Source organism: Corynebacterium imitans (assembly GCF_000739455.1).
Lineage (GTDB): Bacteria > Actinomycetota > Actinomycetes > Mycobacteriales > Mycobacteriaceae > Corynebacterium > Corynebacterium imitans.
This window is the reverse complement of record NZ_CP009211.1, coordinates 1-19,008: the sequence shown is the minus strand read 5'-3', so window position 1 is coordinate 19,008 and position 19,008 is coordinate 1. Positions and strand designations below refer to the sequence as shown.

The window sequence follows — 19,008 nt, the reverse complement described above, 5'->3', positions numbered from 1 at the left end:
TTGTTGAACCTCAGATCGTACGCACGCATGCGGAAAGCCGCTTGTGTGGGCTTTCGACCCTCACAAGCGGCTTTCTTAAGGCGTTAGAGACTACTTCTCGTCAGCAGCCTTCTCATCCTCCGGCTTCGCAGCCTCGGACTCAGCAGGCTTACCGGACGAGCCGTACATCAACGTCTCGTTATCGGTAGCCTTGCCCAGCTGGTAGGAGGACGTTGCCTCCTGCTGGCCGCAAGCACGCAATACCGCGTCGCCAATCAGCAGGCCAGCAGTGATCACGCCAAGCGCACCAGCAGCCATACCAATCATCTGCGAATTCTCGATCGCGAACGCACCCTGCACACCTGCAGCACGCTGAGCACGATCATGATCGTAGATACCCAGACCCTGCTGGATACGGTCATTAGCGTCCTTGATCGCAGCATTGAGCTGACCACGCACACCCTCCAGACCCGGGATATGCACCTGGGACAAAATGCCCAGCGGAATCAGCAGCAGCAACGGCGAAGCCAAACCAACCAACGAAGCAATGCACTTCGGGTCAGACGAACCAACGTTCACATTGCCAGCACCAGAGCCCTGATTGTCGATGGTGATGTCCACGATCACACGGTTGTTGTTGTCCACAATGCCGTTGCCGGTCGGGGTGATCACCAGCGCGGTGGTACCGTCAGGGATGCCACCGTTTTCGATGGTGTAGCTCCCGTTGCCGTTGTCCTTGATGTACTTCTCATCAATCGGCTTGAGGTTCTTGCAATCCTTCGCGTTCTTCGGCGGGTTCTTGTCAAGGCAGGCCTCGATGCCGAAGCCGCCCTTGCCATCAACGATGATGGTGATCGAGCCGTTGTTCTTCTCGTAGGAGATCTTCGGCGGCTCGATGGACGAACCACCGGAGGTCTCTGGGATCTCCCCTTCGATGATGCGGATCGGGTTGCCATTGTTGTCGCGCTCCTCGATAACGATGGAGCCGGTGGAACCCGGGATCGGCTTGAGGTTGAACCTGCCGTGCTCGTCCGGCTCCGGGTTCTCAATCAGGTCGTAGCCGCGCACGATGTGCAGGGTGTTGCCCTTACCCGGGGTCTCCCAGCTGTCTATCTTCGGCTCGACCTTCTTGCGCACCTCGGTGAAGTTGAGCTTGCGCCCCTGCTCGGTGATCTCAATGATGTGGCGGTTGACCACAACACCGGTCTTGGTCTTCTCAATGACGGTGACGAAGTTACCGGAGGTGTCCTCCTTCGGGGTGAGAATCCACTTGCCGTCCTTGTCAACGACGGTGACGTACTCATTGCCCTTAACTACCTCGTAGGTGTTCTCGTTGCGCACGGTCACGGTGAAGTTGCCCAGCTCGGAGACCTTGAAGGTGCTCTCGCCAGTAGTACCGTCGCCGTTTGCGCCGCCACCAATCGGGTCGATGACAAGCACGTAACGGGTCTTCTGCGCACCGTTGGTGACCTCGACAACAGCAGTACCCTTGGCACCCTTGTTCGGGTTGACAACGATGTCGTTGCCGTTGCGCTCGACCTTGATCAGGTCCTGGCCCTCAACGATCTTGTAGGACGCGTTCTCCGGAGCCGTGAGCTTGACCTCGGAGCGGTCCGTGATCTTGTAGGTGAACTCGGACGGCTTCTTCGGCGTGAGGTTCAGGATCCAGCGCTGGATCGGCAGATCACGGGAGTTCTGCAGTTCGATGACGACTGTGCCCTCGGCACCGTCGACGAACTCCGGAATGAACTGCTTCTGGTCGTCCTTCGGGGCGTTCTTGAGCAGGTTCTCGCCCTCGACAACGACAAGGCGCTGCAGGTCGTTGTTGCGGTTGACGATCACCTTGGAGTCTTCGTTAACGGGCTGAGTTGTCTCGTCAACCTCGCTCTCGACAACGTTGATGGTGTAGCGAACGACCACATCGTCGCCGCGCTGCTCCTCCACGACAATCGTGCCGGTGAAGTCCTTGTCCGGCATCAGGCGGGTAACGGTCTTGCCGTCCTTCTCCACCTCAGCCACCGTGACGTTATCCTTGCCCTCGGTGACAACAATCTTGTGGTCGTCCTCGCCCTTGGTGATGTCGACCGTCTGGCGGTTCTTGATCTCGTGGCTGACCTCCTGGGTCTCCACCTTCGCACCCGCAGGAGTAGCGATAATGGTGTAGGTGCCCACGAGGACGCGCTCACCGTCAACCTTCTGGAAGAGGTTTGCCACGATGACGCCCTCGCCAGTCGGCGTGATGATGAACTTGCCGTTGTCCTTCTTCCAGTCGGCGATCTCCTCGCCCTGCTTGAAGTCCAGCTCGTAGCCACCGTCGGCTTCGAGCCCGATCACGCTGCCAACGGTCACAGACTTGGTCACCACGTCCACGAGCACGTTGGTGCCCTGGCGGACGTCGAGGGTGAACTGGTGGGTGTTGCCTTGCGAATCCTTGATGGAGACAACGACCTTGCCGGTCTTGTCCGACTTCGGCGTCAGGACCCACACGCCCTGCTCATTCTTTTCCAGGGACGCAACGATGTCCTCGCCCTGGATGACGGTCGGCTCGCCCTGCGCGTCCTCGATCTCCAGCTTGTAGGCGTTGGAGTTACCAATCACGCGGTGCTTATCAAACTTGCTGTCCGGCGCAATGTTGAAGATGTAGTTGTTCTCGTTGCGCGGACGCTCGCCCGGCTCGTGCACCGTGATCTTCGCGGTAGCGCTGATGACACCCTCGTTCGGAGTGACGACGATCTTGCCGTCCTTCTCCTCGGTGGTGATGTACGCGCCACCCTCCTCGATCTCGTAGGTCCAGCCCTTCGGGATCTCGATCTCCTGGGACGCGCCAGCGACGGTGATGTTGAAGAAGTGGTTGTTCACCACAACGTCCTTCTCCGTGATCTCCTTCTGCGCCTTGTTGATCACGTGGATGGTGTATTCGTGGCGGTTGCCCTCGCCATCCACGATCACGATGCGGACGTCGCCCTCACCCTCCTTGATCGGCTTGATATCAAGACCCTTGCCGTCCTTGGACTTGGTGACCTTGACCAGGCCGTTGGAGTCGTCGATGAAGTCGATCTTCCAATCGCCGAGCTTCTCCACCTCGATGTGGCGCTCGTCCTTCTTCTGGGAGAAGTCGAAGGCGTACTCGTACTTGCGGAAGTAGCGCTCAACAACGCGCGTGCTCTCGATGGTCTCGTGCGTGATGTTCTCCACCGTGGTGGTCACCGTTGCCTCCGGCGCAGCGGTCACGGTCTTCACCACGGTGCTCGGTGCGAGCGTGGAGGTCTGCGTGACCGTCTTCGGCTCAGCAGTCTTGGTGCTGGTGACGGTGTCGGGTGCATCCGTCTCGGTGACGGTGGCTTCGGCGCCCTTGTACACCGTGGTGGTGGTATCCGGCTCGCGCTCCTCCACCACGATGGTCTCCGGAGCCTCGGTCACGGTCGAGGTCACCGTCTCGGTGCTGTCGCGCTTGACCACGGTCTTGGTCACCGTCGGGGTGACGTCCTTGACGTCGGTGCGGGTCGCGCGGACGGTCTCCGTGCGCTCGTGGACCGGCTGCACGTACTTGGTCACCGTGCGCTCGGGGCGCTCGGTCACGTGTGCCGTCTCGGTCGGGCCCTCGGCCTGCACCGTCTTGGTCACGGTCTTACCCGGGATGGTGCTCGTCACCGTCGTGACCGCCTCCGCCGGCTTGGTCACCGTCACGGTCTCCACGGAGACGTTCGGGCCGCCCGGACGCGGGTTGAAACCCTTCAGGCCCGGCTGCGCGATGGTGATGATGCGCTGGGTGGTGCCCTCATCGCCGATCTTGTCGCTGAGGTTGTAGTTCTTCGGCATCAGGATGGTGACGTACTCACCCTGCTCCACGTTGGACGTGACCTTGTCAAAAGAGTCCGACTTGGCCAGGTAGTAACGGGACTGGCCGAGCTGGTTGCCAAAGTTGGCCTTGATCTCAAAACCGGTCCACTGGGTGAACTCGGCGGCCGTGATCATCGGCATGCCGGAGCCCGCGACCTCGCGGCGGATCTGGCCACGGACCAGGTCAAGGGTCTCCTTGTGGTTGGACAGCAGGGCCTGCAGCGCGTAGTTGATGCGCTTGACCTCTGCGTAGTTGCCGTTGTTGTACTCGGTCAGCATCCGCTTGGTACCGGCGACAGCAGCCTTCTGCACGTCCGGGTCAATCTTCAGCGTGCCGCCATCAACCTTGTTGTAACCCACCAGGCCGGACATACCGTCAAGCTTGCGCACCTCGTACTGAGAATCGTAACGGGGTGCCGGCTGCGCAATATCAATGCACCAGCCCGGGCCGTAATTGGTGGCGTAAACCATCTGCGCAGACTCACCAACGTGCTTGGAGATCTGCTGCTTGATGTTAAAGTCCACGGCGTCCTGCAGCTCATCGCCCGCGAGCTGGGAGTACACCTTCGTCACCTTCTCGTCTGCCTGAGCAGCCGGGGTGATAGCAACTGCACCGCTCGCGACGACAGCGGTGGAAATGAGCGCAGACATAATGCGCTTCTTTAGATTTGCGTTTTGCAACGGCCCAATCCTTAAAACTTGTCGGAGATAATCGAAGCAGCCTGGAGATCTCCTGAACACGGATCTACACACTGACAGAGTTTCATTCAATCACAACCGTTTCGTGGAAAGTAGTCCACCATCCCCAAGGTGTGCGGAAAAACCGCATTACAACGCGCACAGGCGGACCTAAGCCAGTCGACAAAGGCGCTGACCTTGGCCTTTTCAACCTGACAAAAACCCAAAAATGTTTGAGTGATATGTGCCACATTTTCGTATTAGTCACTCAGAAAAGGGGGTATGCGTGCAAAAAACTTAAAATCAGCACAGAAAACCAGCTCTCCACGCTAGCTAAGCACGCAACGCAACAACCCCCGCACCGTGTCTGTGACGGCGCGGGGGTTATCCCACACTGTGGAGCATAGGAGAATCGAACTCCTGACATCCTGCTTGCAAAGCAGGTGCTCTACCAACTGAGCTAATGCCCCATTGCCGAGACGCTATATTACTAGTGTCTGCGTGGGCCTAGCAAGAATCGAACTTGCGACCTCATCGTTATCAGCGATGCGCTCTAACCGACTGAGCTATAGGCCCTGGCAACGGATAAGAATATTACGCACCATTGCCATAACCACCAAATCGCCAGGTCAGGGTGCGTATCGGCACCTGCAACGTGGCGTCGATAAGCACCCCTTAGCCCTACTTTGCGCGGTTGGACATAGTGAAGCTGACGCCGCCTACAAGATCAGCGATGCTGTTGTAAATCACCACGGTCAGCGGCGCCATGATGGCGGTAAACACCACGCCGATCAGGCCCAGCAGGCCGGCGGCTGACAGGCAGACCTTCATATCGATGACCTGGTCGCCGCCGACGCCGCCGATGAGCGAGTTCACCGAGTCGATCACCCCGGCCTGCTCCAGGCCGAAGTAGACGATGGTCACGCCGATCATCCACGCCACGAACCCGATGAGCGCCAGGATCGTCGCCACCTTGAACATCGAGCTCGCGCCGATGTTACGGATGGTTACCTTCCGTGCGGCCATCGCTTACTCCTCACCCTCGGGGCCACCGCTTATCGACGACTGCGTCGCCTCCTGCGCCTCCTCAAGGGTCTTCTCACCCTTCGCCACTGCAGTGGCCTCCTCCTCGCCGGAGTCCTCGACGTTGACGTCGATAGCCAGGAGCTCGACATCGTCGGCAAGATCCACCAGGCGCACACCCATGGTCGCGCGCGAGGACGGCCGGATCTGGTTGACCTCGGTGCGGATCACGCCGCCGGCGGAGGTGATGGCGAAGATCTGGTCCTCCTCGTCGACTGCGAGCGCGCCGATCAGCTTGCCGCGCTTCGGGGTGTACTTGAACGTCATCACGCCCATGCCGCCGCGGCCCTGCTGGTTGTACTCCTCAATGGCGGTGCGCTTGCCGTAGCCGCCGGAGGTGGCCACGAGCAGGTACTCGCCGTCCTGCACCACCGTCATGGCCAGGAGCTGGTCGTCGTCGCGGAAGCGCATGCCCTTCACGCCGGCGGTCGCGCGGCCCATCGGACGCAGCTGGTCGTCATCAGCCGCGAAGCGGATCGCCTGGCCCTGCTCGGAGACCAGCAGGATGTCGTCCTCCTCGTTGGTCAGCGCGGCGCCAATGAGCGCGTCGCCCTCGTTGAGGTTGATGGCGATCAGCCCTGCGGAGCGTGCCGACTCGTAGTCGGTCAGGCGCGACTTCTTCACGCGGCCGTCGCGAGTGGCCAGCACCAGGTAGGGCGCGTCCTCGTAGGACTGGATCTGGATGATCTGGGCGATCTTCTCCTCCGGCTGGAACTCCAGCAAGTTCGCCACGTGCTGCCCGCGGGCGGTGCGGCCCGCCTCCGGCAGCTCGTAGGCCTTGAGGCGGTAGACGCGGCCGAAGTTGGTGAAGAAGAGGATCCAATCGTGCGTGGAGCAGATGAAGAAGTGCTTGACCACGTCGTCCTGCTTCAGCTCCGCGCCGCGCACGCCCTTGCCGCCGCGCTTCTGGCTCTTGTACGCATCCACCTTGGTGCGCTTGGCGTAGCCGGTGGAGGTGATGGTGACCACGACGTTCTCGCGCGCGATCAGGTCCTCCTCCGTCACGTCGCCGGTGGCAGCCACGATCTGGGTGCGGCGCTCGTCGCCGAACTTGTCCACGATCTCCTTGAGCTCGGTCGCCACGATCTCGCGCTGGCGCTCCGGCTTGGCCAGGATGTCCTTGTAGTCCGCGATCTGGCGCTCGATCTCCGCCAAGTCGTCCACGATCTTCTGGCGCTCCAGGGCGGCCAGGCGACGCAGCTGCATGGCGAGGATCTCGTTGGCTTGGATCTCGTCGACGTCGAGAAGCTTCATGAGCCCCTGGCGCGCATCGTCCACCGTCGGGCTGCGACGAATGAGCGCGATGACCTCGTCCAACGCGTCGAGGGCCTTGACCAGGCCGCGCAGGATGTGGGCGCGCTTCTCCGCCTCGTCCAAGCGGTACTGGGTGCGGCGAACGATGACCTCGATCTGGTGCTGCACGTAGTAACGCAGCATCTGATCCAGGCGCAGGGTGCGCGGCACACCATCGACGATGGAGAGCATGTTGGCCGAGAAGTTCGTCTCCAGCTGCGAGTGCTTATACAGGTTGTTCAGCACCACGCGCGGCACGGCGTCGCGCTTGAGCCTGACCACGATGCGCATACCGATACGGTCCGAGGACTCGTCGTCGATGTCGGCGATGCCCGCCATCTTGCCCGCGTTGACCTGGTCCGCGATGTTGTGAATGAAGTTATCCGGGTTGACCTGGTACGGCAGCTCCGTGATCACGATGACCTGGCGGTTGCCCACCTCCTCGATCTCGGTCACGCCGCGCATGCGGATCGAGCCGCGGCCCGTGGTGTAGGCCTCCTTGATGCCCTTATCACCCACGACCAGGCCCGCGGTGGGGAAATCCGGGCCCTTGACGTACTTGAGCACCGCATCCAGGGTGGTCTTCTCGTCCGCGTCGTGGTTGTCCAGGATCCAGTAGATGGCCTCGGCCAACTCGTTCAAGTTGTGCGGCGGGATATTCGTGGCCATACCGACCGCGATACCGTTCGACCCGTTCATGAGCAGGTTCGGCACGCGCGAGGGCAGCACGTCCGGCTCGCGGGTCTTCGAGTCGAAGTTGGGCGAGAAATCCACCGCGTTCTCGCGGATGTCGCGCACCATCTCCATCGCCAGCGGGGTGAGCTTGCACTCCGTGTAACGCATAGCGGCCGGGCCGTCGTTGCCCGGCGAGCCGAAGTTGCCCTGCCCGTCCACCAGCGGGTAGCGCATCGCCCACGGCTGCGCCATGCGCACCAGGGTGTCGTAGATCGCGCTGTCGCCGTGCGGGTGGTAGTTACTCATCGTCTCGCCGACGGCCTTCACGCTCTTCACAAACGAACGCTCCGGGCGGAAGCCGGCGTCGTACATCGCGTAGATGACGCGGCGGTGCACCGGCTTCATGCCGTCGCGCACCTCGGGCAGCGCGCGGCCCACGATCACGCTCATCGCGTAATCGATGTAGCTGGTCTGCATCTCCTCATTGATGTCAATGGGCTGGATGGCGTCGAAACCGCCGCCACCTAGAGTGTCATCACTCATTGCTCACCTTTCTTTACTTGGCCTAGAACGCAGTTTACCGGCCCTGTCACGCTTTGCCGCGTTGAACAGTGGTATCAAAGTGGTATGGCTATGACACTTCGGCTCACCGCTGACGAAGACAAGGCGCTCGTACTCCTCGCCTCCGCGTGGGGCTGCTCCAAGCAGGAGGCCGCCCGCCGCGCCGTCGTCACCGCAGCCACTCGCCTGCTTGACGACGCCGCCGTCACCGACCTCGCACGCTCCACCATCCCCGGCTACAAAGCCATGGAGTCGCGCATCCGGCAGGCGAGGTAGCCCGTGCGAGGAATGAGTGCGGAACAGCTTTTAGCTGTTGCCGACGAGTACTGCGAGGTCACCGGGGCGCGAGTCCGCTCCTTCTCCGCCCTGGTTGCCTGTGCTGCCATCCCCGGTGCGCGGGTGCACGGGGTGCCCGTCTTTGACACTGTTGGGCGTGCTGCAGAGGCGCTGGCTGCAGCGGTGCGCAGGATGGAGCCCTTGACGGCGGGTAATTCCGGCTTCGCTTTAGTGGCTGCGGAGGTGTACCGGCGGTGGGTTGGGGAAACTCCGTGATGCTGTGAATTTTTCCACCACAGCAAACGCACAGTATCACGTTGTTCCAGGTCACCGGGCTTTGCATTGGATGCCTATGCGAAATTTTTCACGAACTCCGCCGCAAAACCTCCTCCACGGTCTCCGGCAGCCTCGCTAGAGTCCCCTCGGCGAAGCGCAGCACCTGCCACCCCTGCGCAACCAGCTCGATCTGAATCAGCGAATCCCGGGTGCGCTGCTGCTTGTCCCAGTGGTGCGCGCCGTCGTACATCAGGCCAATCCGCGGTTCCACCAGAGCAAGGTCCAGGTCGGTGACCCGTTTGCCCCACGCATTGCGGATGACCACCTGCTCGGCCAAGGTCACACCGTGCTTCCGGGCCACCGGGGCGGCCAAGAGGCGCATCTCCATCTCCTTAGGCGAGTCCGCCAGCGCGCTGGAGGCAGCCAATACCTTGGCCAGCCACCTTTTATCCAGGCGCCCAAAAGCGGTAGTCCGGATGGGTTCGGGGTTGAGGTTGCAGAAGCGACGGGTGGCGTCGATAAGCTGCACGGCGCGCACAAACACACTGGGCGCGGGCCAAGCACTCTCGCCGCGACGAATACTCGCAAGCGCGTACACCACGGCGAGCGGGGGCGATGCCACGGATATCGGCTGGCCTGCGCAAAACACGGTCCAGGTCTCATTGGGGCGCAATTCGCCTCGCCGTAACGCCGGGGAAAGATCCGTCGCAGGAACATTCTTGCGAATCCCGGAGCCAAGCAGCTCGGTGTCGCAGCCATCGGCCAAAAACGGCAGGCCGTAGAGCGCCAGCGCGCCGAAACCAGTGACCGTCGTGCCCGGGTAGGCCAACGCGTGGGCGACCGCACGATCCGGCGCCGGAACCGGATACGCGATCCCGCGCGGGTGGTGCCTTGCCGCATGTGCGACCAAGTGCGGCTCGCGCAACATCGCTCCGGGCAGCGCAAACTTGTGGTTGATCGGCACACCCATATCCCTCGGCACCACGTGTGCCCCGGCCATAATCTGCATCCCGTTTCGTAGTTTCCCCATACCTGTTAGACGCAGCGCACGGCACGCCGGTTCCTCCAACCCCGCCGACATGCATAAAGTGTTGGGCATGAGAAAACGCTCGCTCGCCGCGCTCACCGCGCTCGCTCTCGCCTTCACCGTCCCCGCGCCCGCGCACGCAGGTGTGACCGAACTGTCTTCCGCCGGTTCATCGGGTTCCTCCAGCTCGAAGGTCCCGGAGGGCAAGGTCCCCGAGAATGGGCCGAAAGTCCCCGAGCAGCCCGCCCTTGGCAGCGCGTACACGGGTTCGGCCCCGCTGTCGCTGGGCATCGCTGCGGCCGCGACCTTCATCGCGGTGCAATTGCTTATCGACGCCACCCCGCCCCTGCGCCAAGCCGTCGATGACATCGCCAAGCAGGCGGGCTTAAGCGGCGTCTACGGGTCTTCGGAGGGCAACCGTATCTTCGATGTGCCCGCGTGGATTGCACTGGCCGAGCAGTTTGCCGGCCAGCTGCCGCCGATGCCGCAGTTGCCGCAAATGCCCCGCTAGGGCGGGGTTTCGGCGGTCGCGTTCCACCCTCAGACCACCTGACATGGCGGCGCTATTGAGGCCGTGCTAAGTTTGTCACAGTTGTGGTTGCAGTGACTCATGTGACTCGTGAGGATGACGCTTCCCGCCGGTACGCCGCCCTTTCCCGTGGCATACCGATTTCAGAAGATGCGCAAGCGTTTCCCTGCGACATCACACAGCCCGAGCGCTGTGGCGGAAGAGCCACAACCCACCGTTGACAGGGCGGCCCCGGTACTTTTGGGGCCGCCCTGCTTTTGTGCAGTAATTGGCTCAACGCTGTGCAACTTTTGCTCCCAGCTGTAAAAATAATCCCCGCTTTCCCTGCGCTACGCGATCGTCTGTTTTATACTCAGTTCCGACATTGAAACGTCTACTACTTCACAGTAAGGAACTCATTATGATCGCTACCATTCTCGGCTCCGTTGTCGGTCTCGCTTCCTCTGTCGCCACCATCTGGGCAGTGCTCGAGGTCTACACCACCGCTCAGCGTCACCCGGGCATGCCAATCGACCGCGCAGCCCGCATCGCTGCTGCGAAGTACGGCATCCGCTTCTAAGCTGCACGAAGCAACGACGAGCCCGCCCACTGTGGCGGGCTTTTCGCATTCCCGGAAGTACACTTATTGCCATGTCTGATTTGCAGAAACTGCTCGATGCACAAACCCGCCCCGCAGTAGCCAAGGACCTCGCCGAGTTGGCGGAGACCACTACCGCCAAGCAGTCCGGCCTGACGGGCATGGCGATGAAGTCGGCCCTGGCAGCCGGGAAGAAGGCGGACGCAGACGCCATCCCCAAGGGCATGAACAAGGTCCTGCCGAAGGTGGTTGATGGGCTCGAGCCTCACTGGTCCAAGTTCCAGGCCGAGAACGGTGCCGACTTTGGCCGCTACCTCTCCGACCACGAGGACGAGGTCGTCGACGACCTCATCAAGGCCGCCGACGCCGCCGTGGACTCTTTGCCCGGCCCGGTGAAGAAGGTCTACACCTCGCTGCGCAACAAGGCCGCGAAGATTGTCGGCCCGGCCCTTCCCGAGCTGGGTCAGATTGTGCAGAAGCATGTGGGTTAAAGATAGCGTGAAAAATTCGACACCGCTTTTGCGTTGCCGCAGGTAGATTTTCCTGGCTCGAAGATGTGTGCGGAATTTTTCACGCCATCCAACAGCAACCCAACACACAACAAAAGGCGCGGCCCCGCACAGGGACCGCGCCTTTGCCGTACAAACGGCTACACGTCGAGAAAGCGAACGTCCTTCGCCTTACGGGTGATGAAGCTGCGGCGGGCCGCCACGTCATCGCCCATGAGGATGCTGAACAGCTCGTCGGCGCGCTGCGCGTCCTCCAGCTCGACGCGGCGCAGGATGCGCGTTTCCGGGTTGAGCGTGGTCTCCCACAGCTCCTTCGCGTTCATCTCGCCCAGGCCCTTGTAGCGCTGGATGCCGTCGTCGGTGTTGATCTTGCGGTTGGCTTCGAGGCCTTCGGCGAGGAGGCGGTCGCGGTCGGCGTCGGTAAACGCGTAGCCGGGTTGGCCCTTCGCCCACTTCAGCTTGTACAGCGGCGGGTTCGCCAGGAAGACGTGCCCGTCCTTGACCAGGTCCGGCATGAAGCGGAACAGCAGGGTCAAAAGCAGGGTGGCGATGTGCTGGCCGTCCACGTCAGCATCGGCCATGAGCACGATCTTGTGGTAGCGCAGCTTGTTGATGTCAAACTCGTCGTGGATACCGGTACCCAGCGCCGTGATGATGGCCTGGACCTCGGCGTTCTTCAGCACGCGGTCCATGCGCGCCTTCTCCACGTTCAGGATCTTACCACGCAGCGGCAGGATGGCCTGGTACATGGAGTCGCGCCCGCCCTTGGCGGAGCCGCCTGCAGAGTCGCCCTCCACGATGAACAGCTCGGATTTCACCGGGTCCTTCGAGCGGCAGTCCGCCAGCTTGCCGGGTAGCCCGCCCAGATCCGAAGCCGACTTGCGACGCACCAGGTCGCGCGCCTTACGCGCCGCCTGGCGGGCCTGGGAGGAGGCAACGGCCTTGTTCACAATGGCCTTCGCCTCGGCCGGGTTGGCGTCAAACCAGTCGGAGAGGTGCTCGTTGACGGTGCGCTGCACAAAGCCCTTGATCTCGGTGTTGCCCAGCTTCGTCTTCGTCTGGCCCTCGAACTGCGGGTCGGCGACGCGGACGGAGACGATGGCGGCGATGCCCTCGCGGCAGTCGTCGCCGGAAAGGTTCGGCTCCTTCTCCTTGAGCAGCTTGTGCTCGCGGGCATACCGGTTCATCAGCGTGGTCAGCGCCGCGCGGAAGCCCTCCTCGTGCGTGCCGCCCTCGTGGGTGTTAATCGTGTTGGCGAAGGTGTGGACCGACTGCTTGTAGGAGTTATTCCACTGCAGTGCGACCTCCGCCTCGTGCTCCTCGCCCTTCTGCTCAAAGCCGATGACAGACGGGTGGATTGCGCTCTTGCCCTTGTTGATGTACTCGACGTAGTCGATCAACCCGTTCGGGTAGTGGAACGTGACCTTCTTTTCGCGCTTCTTTTTCTTGTTGGGCGCGACGGCCTCGGCACCGGAGGCGTCAGAGTCATCTACGACCGTCTCGTCGTCGAAGGACTCCTCCTCCACCAGGGCGGCGGTCTCGCCCTCCTCGGCGATGGCTTCGAGCTCGAGTTCCTCGTCGGTGACGCGCTCGTCCTTGAGCGTAATGGTCAGGCCCTTGTTCAAGAAGGCCATCTCTTGAAGGCGGCGCGAAATCGTGTCGTAATCAAACTCGACGGTTTCAAAAATCTCCGGGTCCGGCCAGAAGCGGATGGCCGTGCCGGTGCCGCGGGCGTTGCCGCCCTCCTCCAGCTTCTCCGGCACCGCGTTGGCAAAGCGCTGGTACCAGTGCTTACCGTCGCGCTTGATGTCCGCCTCCACGCGGGTGGACAGCGCGTTGACCACGGAAATACCCACGCCGTGCAAACCACCGGAGACCGCGTAGGACTCGGAGTCGAACTTGCCGCCGGCGTGCAGCTGCGTCATGACCACCTGCACGGTCGGTGCGCCGGACGGGTGCATTTCCACCGGGATACCACGACCGTTATCCACGACCTCGACCCCGCCGTCGGCCAGCAGGGTGACATCGACGCGGTCGGCGTAGCCCGCCATGGCCTCGTCGACCGAGTTGTCCACGACCTCCCACACCAGGTGGTGCAGGCCGCGCGCGCCGGTGGAACCGATGTACATGCCGGGGCGCTTGCGGACAGCCTCGAGACCCTCAAGGATAGTAATCGATGACGCGTCGTAATGAGGTTGATGTTCAGCCACTGCTTGGACTCTCCTCTATAAAGCAATATGTGCCAAAAGCATGTTTAACCCGCTCTATCTTACACGGTGTGGGGGCCATTTAGGGCACCAGGTGAGCCAGCGAGAGGGCGTTTCTCGCGCGGTATTCGCGCTCTACCCGTACGTGTCCCGCGGCCCGCGCCCCTTCACGTGCAGCGGCCCGTAGCGCCAACTCTTCGTGCGCGGACCGAAGATGTGCAGCTTCGTAATCACATCCGGCCCGAGCTTCTCCGCGAGCGCCCGCAGGATGGTGGACTGCATGTACTTCATCTGGGTGGCCCAGGCGGTGGTGTCGCACGTGATGTGGACCTCACCGTCCTTGATCATCTCCACCTTCGTGTGCTGCGCAATCTTGGCGCCGACCAGCGATTCCCAGTTGCCCATCACCCAGCCATACGCCATGTGCTCGGTCCAGTCGCGCTGACGCACCTCCTTGCCCAAAAGCGCCGAAAACGAAGCCACCTCGTAACTGCGCGGCAGTGCCCGCCCGTCCTGCCCCGTCGGCCGCCCGCGTCGCACCCACGGCCGCTTCTTCTCCTCGGCAAAGTTCAGGCCAGGCACCTGCACCTCGGTAGCATTCGTGAGCATTCGCTTATCGACGCTCCGACGCGGCACCACATTCACACCCTGCCTCTTCAAATTCGGCAGCTTCCTGCCGCTGCGCCGAGCCGTTTCACGCAGCTGCTCAAAGGTCTGCTGCACCAGGTCACTCAAGGAACGACACCCCCTCGTCCATCCGCACGGTGTAGCGGGCCGAGACAGCGTTGTCCAGGTTGCCGGGCAGGTCGTCTCCCACCGCGGCGGTAATGAGTACCTGCTCGGCTTCCTCCGCGACGTGCACCAAGCGCTCGCGGCGCTTCGCATCCAGCTCGGCGAAGACGTCGTCCAGGATCAGCACCGGCTCCACCCCGTCCTGCACGAGCAGGGCGTATTCCCCTAAGTGCAGCGCGAGCGCGAACGACCAGGTCTCACCGTGGGAGGCGTAGCCCTTGGCGGGCGTATCGCCGAGCATGAGCACTAGGTCGTCGCGGTGCGGGCCGACGAGCGTGGTGCCGCGGTCGAGTTCCTCCTCGCGGCGTCGCCCCAGCTCGGCGAGCATCGCCGCCTCCAAGATGGCCGGGTCCTGCGAGGCCTCGCCGGCAAGTTCGCGCACCGCTTTGTCCAGGGTGGAGGTGTAGTGGACTGCCGCCGGTCGAGATTCGGGGGCGACTGCGGTGTAGGACTCGGTGATGTGGGGCGACAGGGCGTCGATAAGCGCGAGGCGACCCGCAATCACCTGGGCGCCGAGCGTGGCGAGCTGCCCATCCCACACATCGAGCGTGCTCAGCGCGCTCGCACCCTGCGCATCGCTGTAGCCGCGGCGCAGTACCATGTTCGAGCGCTTCAAAAGCGCGTTGCGCTGGCGCAATACCTTGTCATAGTCCGCCTTCACTCCGCCCAAGCGGCGGGTGCGCAGCGCGGCGAGTGCATCGAGGAAGCGGCGGCGCTCCGCGGGCTCACCTGTGACCAGGCGCAGATCCTCCGGTGAGAACATCACCGTGCGCAGCACCCCGGCCAGCTCGCGGGGGGATTTCAGGCGCGTGCGGTTGATCTGAGCCTGGTTCGCGCCCGCGGATTTGAGCAGCAGGTGCGTGGTCAGGGCGCGGCCGTCGTTGATGATCGTCGCAGATACGCGCGCGTTTTCCGCGCCCGAGCGCACCAGCGGCGCGTCCGTACTCACGCGGTGGCTGCCCAGCACCGAGGTGTAATACACCGCCTCGACGATGTTGGTTTTGCCGTGCCCGTTGCGGCCGGAAAACACCGTGACCCCCGGTTCGAGCTCCACGTTGAGCTCGGGCCAAGAGCGGAAATCGCGCAGGTCAAGCTGGCTTACGTACACGAATTGCCCTTGAGAGCTCTCTCCGGCTTAACCCGGCAGGCGCACCGGCATGAGCAGGTACGTGAAGTGGGTATCCGGCGTGGGGAACTCGCCCTGCGCGTCCGCCTCCGGCAGTCCCTCCGGCTCCGGGATCATGATCGCGGGGCGCGAGGGCTCGGTGAATCCGAAGACGACGCGGTCCGTGTCCACCACCGACAGGCCGTCGCGCAGGTAGCCGGCGTTAAACGCGATGAGCAGCTCGTCGGCGCCGGTGAACGCGCACGCGAGCGACTCGCTGGCCTCGCCCGAATCCGCGCCGGAGGCGTGCAGGGAGACCTCGCCCGGCGTGAAGTGCAGGCGCACCTGCGCGTTGCGGTCCGCTACCAGGGAGACGCGGCGGATGGACTCCATCAGCGGTGCGACCTCGACCGTGGCCATGGAGGTGTGCACCTTGGGCAGAAGGGGCTCCACGTTGGGGAAGTCCGCATCCAGCATGCGCGTGGTGGTCTCGCGGTTGCCCACGTGCATGCCAAAAAGGCCCTCGGCGCCGACGTTGCCCTCGGCACCCACGGCGATTTCAACCGGATCCTCCAGGTGGGTATCCAGGGTGCGGGCGTTGTCCAGCAGGGTCTTGGCCGGGACCAGAAGCTTGGCTTCCACCTCCGGGCTCTTCGGCTCCCACTCGAGGGTGCGCAGCGCAAGACGGAAACGGTCCGTAGCGGTCAGGCGGAGCTTCTCGCCGCGGATCTCCATGTGAATACCGGTGAGCATGGGCAACGTGTCATCCCGGCCCGCCGCCGAGGCGACCTGGGTGACAGCCTGGGTCAGCGCCGCCGGGGCGATCTGGCCGGTGGTCTCCGGCAGGTCGGGGACCTGCGGGTAATCGTCCAAAGACATCAGGGGCAGTTCGAAGCGGGCCTTGCCGCCCACCAACTTCATCGTGTTGCCGTCCGTGGAGACCTCCACCGGCTGGTTCGGCATGTACGCAACAATTTCAGCAAGCAGTTTGCCTGCTACCGCGACCTTGCCCGGGTGCTCAATCTCAGCTCCGAGGCGCACCCGCGTCGAGATCTCGTAATCAAAGCCCGCGAGCTCGAGGCCCTCCTCATCGGCGGTAATGACAATCGCGCGAAGAATTGGCTGCGTGCTCTTGGTGGGCAAGCTTCGCGCTACCCACGCGACGGCGTCGGAGAGGTCCTCCTTGTGGACCCGAAATGACACGCCAGTGCCAGCGGAGTTGTCACCGATGCTTTCGACCATGACGGCGTAACGCTCCCTTGCTTGTCGTTCCTAGGCGGATGTGTGGTTTACCAGCTCCGGGCGAGACGGATTCCCCTCGAGCACCGGGTGTGTAATTTACGTTCTCACTCTAGGCGGAAAGGGAGACCGTTGCCAGCTTGGGTGGGAAAACTTGTAATTCCAAGAATTGGGGCGGCAGGGACCGGGCAGCGAGCGGAAGTGCACAGGCTCTCTTTCTCTTAGAGGAATTACAAGTAAAAGAGTTGGTAACAACAGTAGGTGCTGTGCAATCTGTGGATTACGGGGTTTTGGCCGTGGTAGTAGCGCGAATCTGGGGTGTGATTCCGCGTGTGTAATGCCTGTGGATAACTCGGTGCGATTGTGGATAACTTCCGGTCTCGGAAATCCATCCACACGAGACCCGGAGTTGTCCACCGCCTGTTCACATGCGGATATGGGGTTGTCCACACCCGAAAACCGCAGGTCGCGCTTAGCGACAAGCAGCCGTTCCGGTTGGGGATAACCGCTGAAAAGTGAGCAAGATCTCCAAGTTACAACGGCGTAATTACACAGGTGTGGAGAACGCTGTGGATAGTGGTAGCCGTGTGATTTATGTGGTCATTGGTGATTTTGAGGTTTGAGAGGTGTGCATGACAAAACCCACCCGGGTACACCTAGGTGGGTTCTCTGGTCTCAGCGTGCGCGTCTAGCCCTGGCGCGCCTTGTTCTTGATGATCTGGGTTAATTCTTGAATCTCGTCGTACGTCGAGCGAGTCTCCGTCATTTCCTTGCGGATCTTCCGATCGGCGTACATCACGGTCGTGTGATCCTTACCGCCGAACTCGTCGCCGATCTTCGGCAGCGACAGGTCGGTCAGCTCGCGGCACAGGTACATGGCGATCTGGCGCGCATGCGCCACCTGGCGGGCCTTACCGGCACCCGTGAGCTGCTCCAGGGTCAGGCTGAAGTACTCTGCGGCCGCATCTTTAATAGTGTCGGCGGTGAGCTTCACATCGGCCTCATCAGGCAAGATGTCGCGCAGCGCCGCGCGGGCGTTCTCCAGCGTGATCGGCTCGTTGGACAACGAGGAGTACGCGGACACGCGGATGAAGGCACCTTCGAGCTCGCGGATAGACGCCTCGAAGTGGGAGGCGATCAGCTCGAAGACCGCGTCGTCGACCACGGTGCCGTCCGCGGCCGCCTTCTTCATCAGAATTGCAATACGGGTTTCCAAATCCGGCGGTTGGACGTCGGTAATCAGCCCGCCCTCGAAGCGGGTGCGAAGGCGGTCCTCCAGGGTAGTCAGCTGCTTCGGTGGGCGATCCGAGGACAAGATGATCTGCTTGTCCGCCTGGTGCAGCGCGTTGAAGGTGTGGAAGAACTCCTCCTGCGTACCCTCCTTGCCCTGCAGGAATTGGATGTCGTCCACCATCAGGATGTCCAGGTCGCGGTAGCGCCGCTTGAAGGATTCCTGGCGGTCGTCGCGCACCGAGTTGATGTAGTCGTTGGTGAACTCCTCGGAGGAGACGTACTTGACCCGCAGGTTCGGCTGCAGGACCTGGGCGTAGTTGCCCGCCGCGTGCAGCAGGTGAGTCTTGCCCAGGCCAGAACCGCCCCAAATAAACAACGGATTATATGCGCGGGCCGGGGTCTCGGCGACGGCGAGCGCTGCGCCGTTGGCGAAGCGGTTGGAGGAACCGGTGACGAAGTTCTCGAAGGTGTAATTCGGGTTCAGGCTGGTCGAACGGTCCGGGTCGTGGGCCGGCTTTTCGCGCGGGATACGACGCGGCACCGTCGGGTGGCCCTGGGCGGGCTGCTGCTTGGCGTGCATCTGCGCCAGCTCGTCCAGGCTCATCGGGATCTGCTCACCGGGCGCGGTGGTATCAGGACGCGGCTGGGACACAGGCTGAACTGGAGGTTGTGCCGGAGGCTGGGCGGGCTGCTGCACAGGTTCCGGCGTGAACTCTTCCGGCACCGAAGTTGGGGCCTCGGCCGGTGCCGCAGGTGCCGGCGGCGGGGTCGGTGCTACCGAGACTGCCAGCGCAAAAGGGGTGCCCATGTGCGAGGCCAGCAGCGAGGTGATGTGGGGAGCGAGCGACTCCTCCACCACGGTTTTGGCGGCGGCGTGGGGTGCGGACAGGACTGCGTAGCCGTCGACAAGCATGATGGGCTTGACTAGCTGCAGGTAGGAGCGCTGCTGGTAGGTCAGCTGCGGGACCGAGGAATCCGGGCGCTCGGAGAGCTGCAGGAGCTCGGTGACAATGTCGCGCCACAGCGATTCAACGTGTTGCTCGGCCACTTGGAGCTCCCCTTCTTCGGTCGGTGTCGGTGCATGCAATACAAGGGAGGCGCGCGACGGGGCTCGCGGCGGGTGAAACAT

General features: G+C 62.6%; 14 protein-coding genes and 2 tRNA genes. 5 read left to right on the top strand and 11 right to left on the bottom strand.

The window, feature by feature from the left end; all coding sequences use genetic code 11:
• Positions 1-90: 90 nt before the first annotated feature.
• The 5 genes from CIMIT_RS00075 to gyrA form a co-directional block, all read right to left on the bottom strand.
• On the bottom strand, positions 91-4,470 hold the full coding sequence (locus CIMIT_RS00075; protein WP_038587445.1) for a hypothetical protein: 4,380 nt from the start codon (positions 4,468-4,470) through the stop codon (positions 91-93).
• 424 nt (positions 4,471-4,894) lie between these two features.
• Positions 4,895-4,967: transfer RNA gene (locus tag CIMIT_RS00070), tRNA-Ala, on the bottom strand.
• A gap of 32 nt (positions 4,968-4,999) precedes the next feature.
• Positions 5,000-5,073, bottom strand: a tRNA-Ile gene (locus tag CIMIT_RS00065).
• Between the two features lie 105 nt (positions 5,074-5,178).
• A complete protein-coding gene (locus tag CIMIT_RS00060; RefSeq protein WP_038587442.1) occupies positions 5,179-5,523 on the bottom strand; it encodes a DUF3566 domain-containing protein in 345 nt (114 codons plus the stop codon).
• A gap of 3 nt (positions 5,524-5,526) precedes the next feature.
• Complete coding sequence (gene gyrA / locus CIMIT_RS00055) at positions 5,527-8,091, bottom strand: DNA gyrase subunit A (protein WP_038587439.1); 2,565 nt, start codon at positions 8,089-8,091, stop codon at positions 5,527-5,529.
• A gap of 84 nt (positions 8,092-8,175) precedes the next feature.
• Here gyrA and CIMIT_RS00050 point away from each other — a divergent pair, with 84 nt between their 5' ends.
• Together CIMIT_RS00050 and CIMIT_RS00045 are read left to right on the top strand one after the other, a co-directional pair.
• Entirely contained in the window at positions 8,176-8,385 is a 210-nt protein-coding gene (locus CIMIT_RS00050; RefSeq protein ID WP_038587436.1) for a hypothetical protein, read from the top strand.
• A gap of 12 nt (positions 8,386-8,397) precedes the next feature.
• Entirely contained in the window at positions 8,398-8,661 is a 264-nt protein-coding gene (locus tag CIMIT_RS00045) for a hypothetical protein (protein ID WP_051904664.1), read from the top strand.
• An 88-nt stretch (positions 8,662-8,749) separates the two neighbouring features.
• Here CIMIT_RS00045 and CIMIT_RS11935 read toward each other — a convergent pair whose 3' ends face one another.
• Positions 8,750-9,661, bottom strand: a complete 912-nt coding sequence (locus tag CIMIT_RS11935; protein WP_144311781.1) for a hypothetical protein — start codon at positions 9,659-9,661, stop codon at positions 8,750-8,752.
• A 97-nt stretch (positions 9,662-9,758) separates the two neighbouring features.
• On the opposite strand from CIMIT_RS11935, the gene CIMIT_RS00035 reads away from it, so the two are divergent.
• The 3 genes from CIMIT_RS00035 to CIMIT_RS00030 all read left to right on the top strand — a co-directional run bounded on the left by CIMIT_RS00035 (position 9,759) and on the right by CIMIT_RS00030 (position 11,285).
• Positions 9,759-10,199 (top strand): hypothetical protein, encoded by a 441-nt coding sequence (locus CIMIT_RS00035; RefSeq protein ID WP_038587431.1) that lies wholly within the window; start codon positions 9,759-9,761, stop codon positions 10,197-10,199.
• A 418-nt stretch (positions 10,200-10,617) separates the two neighbouring features.
• Entirely contained in the window at positions 10,618-10,776 is a 159-nt protein-coding gene (locus tag CIMIT_RS12680) for a hypothetical protein (protein ID WP_157727794.1), read from the top strand.
• A gap of 71 nt (positions 10,777-10,847) precedes the next feature.
• Positions 10,848-11,285, top strand: a complete 438-nt coding sequence (locus CIMIT_RS00030) for a DUF6918 family protein (protein WP_038587429.1) — start codon at positions 10,848-10,850, stop codon at positions 11,283-11,285.
• A gap of 158 nt (positions 11,286-11,443) precedes the next feature.
• Here CIMIT_RS00030 and gyrB read toward each other — a convergent pair whose 3' ends face one another.
• From gyrB to dnaA, 5 genes are all read right to left on the bottom strand, one after another.
• Entirely contained in the window at positions 11,444-13,513 is a 2,070-nt protein-coding gene (gene gyrB / locus CIMIT_RS00025; RefSeq protein WP_038587425.1) for a DNA topoisomerase (ATP-hydrolyzing) subunit B, read from the bottom strand.
• A gap of 132 nt (positions 13,514-13,645) precedes the next feature.
• On the bottom strand, positions 13,646-14,245 hold the full coding sequence (locus CIMIT_RS00020) for a DciA family protein (RefSeq protein ID WP_038587422.1): 600 nt from the start codon (positions 14,243-14,245) through the stop codon (positions 13,646-13,648).
• Positions 14,238-15,410 carry a DNA replication/repair protein RecF gene (gene recF / locus CIMIT_RS00015; protein ID WP_038587420.1) on the bottom strand — a complete coding sequence of 391 codons (1,173 nt, stop codon included), beginning with the start codon at positions 15,408-15,410 and terminating at the stop codon, positions 14,238-14,240. The genes CIMIT_RS00020 and recF overlap by 8 nt, the downstream gene beginning before the upstream one ends.
• Positions 15,411-15,437: 27 nt before the next feature.
• On the bottom strand, positions 15,438-16,649 hold the full coding sequence (dnaN, locus tag CIMIT_RS00010; RefSeq protein ID WP_051904662.1) for a DNA polymerase III subunit beta: 1,212 nt from the start codon (positions 16,647-16,649) through the stop codon (positions 15,438-15,440).
• A 685-nt stretch (positions 16,650-17,334) separates the two neighbouring features.
• Positions 17,335-18,927, bottom strand: a complete 1,593-nt coding sequence (gene dnaA, locus CIMIT_RS00005) for a chromosomal replication initiator protein DnaA (RefSeq protein ID WP_038593496.1) — start codon at positions 18,925-18,927, stop codon at positions 17,335-17,337.
• Between the last annotated feature and the right edge of the window lie 81 nt (positions 18,928-19,008).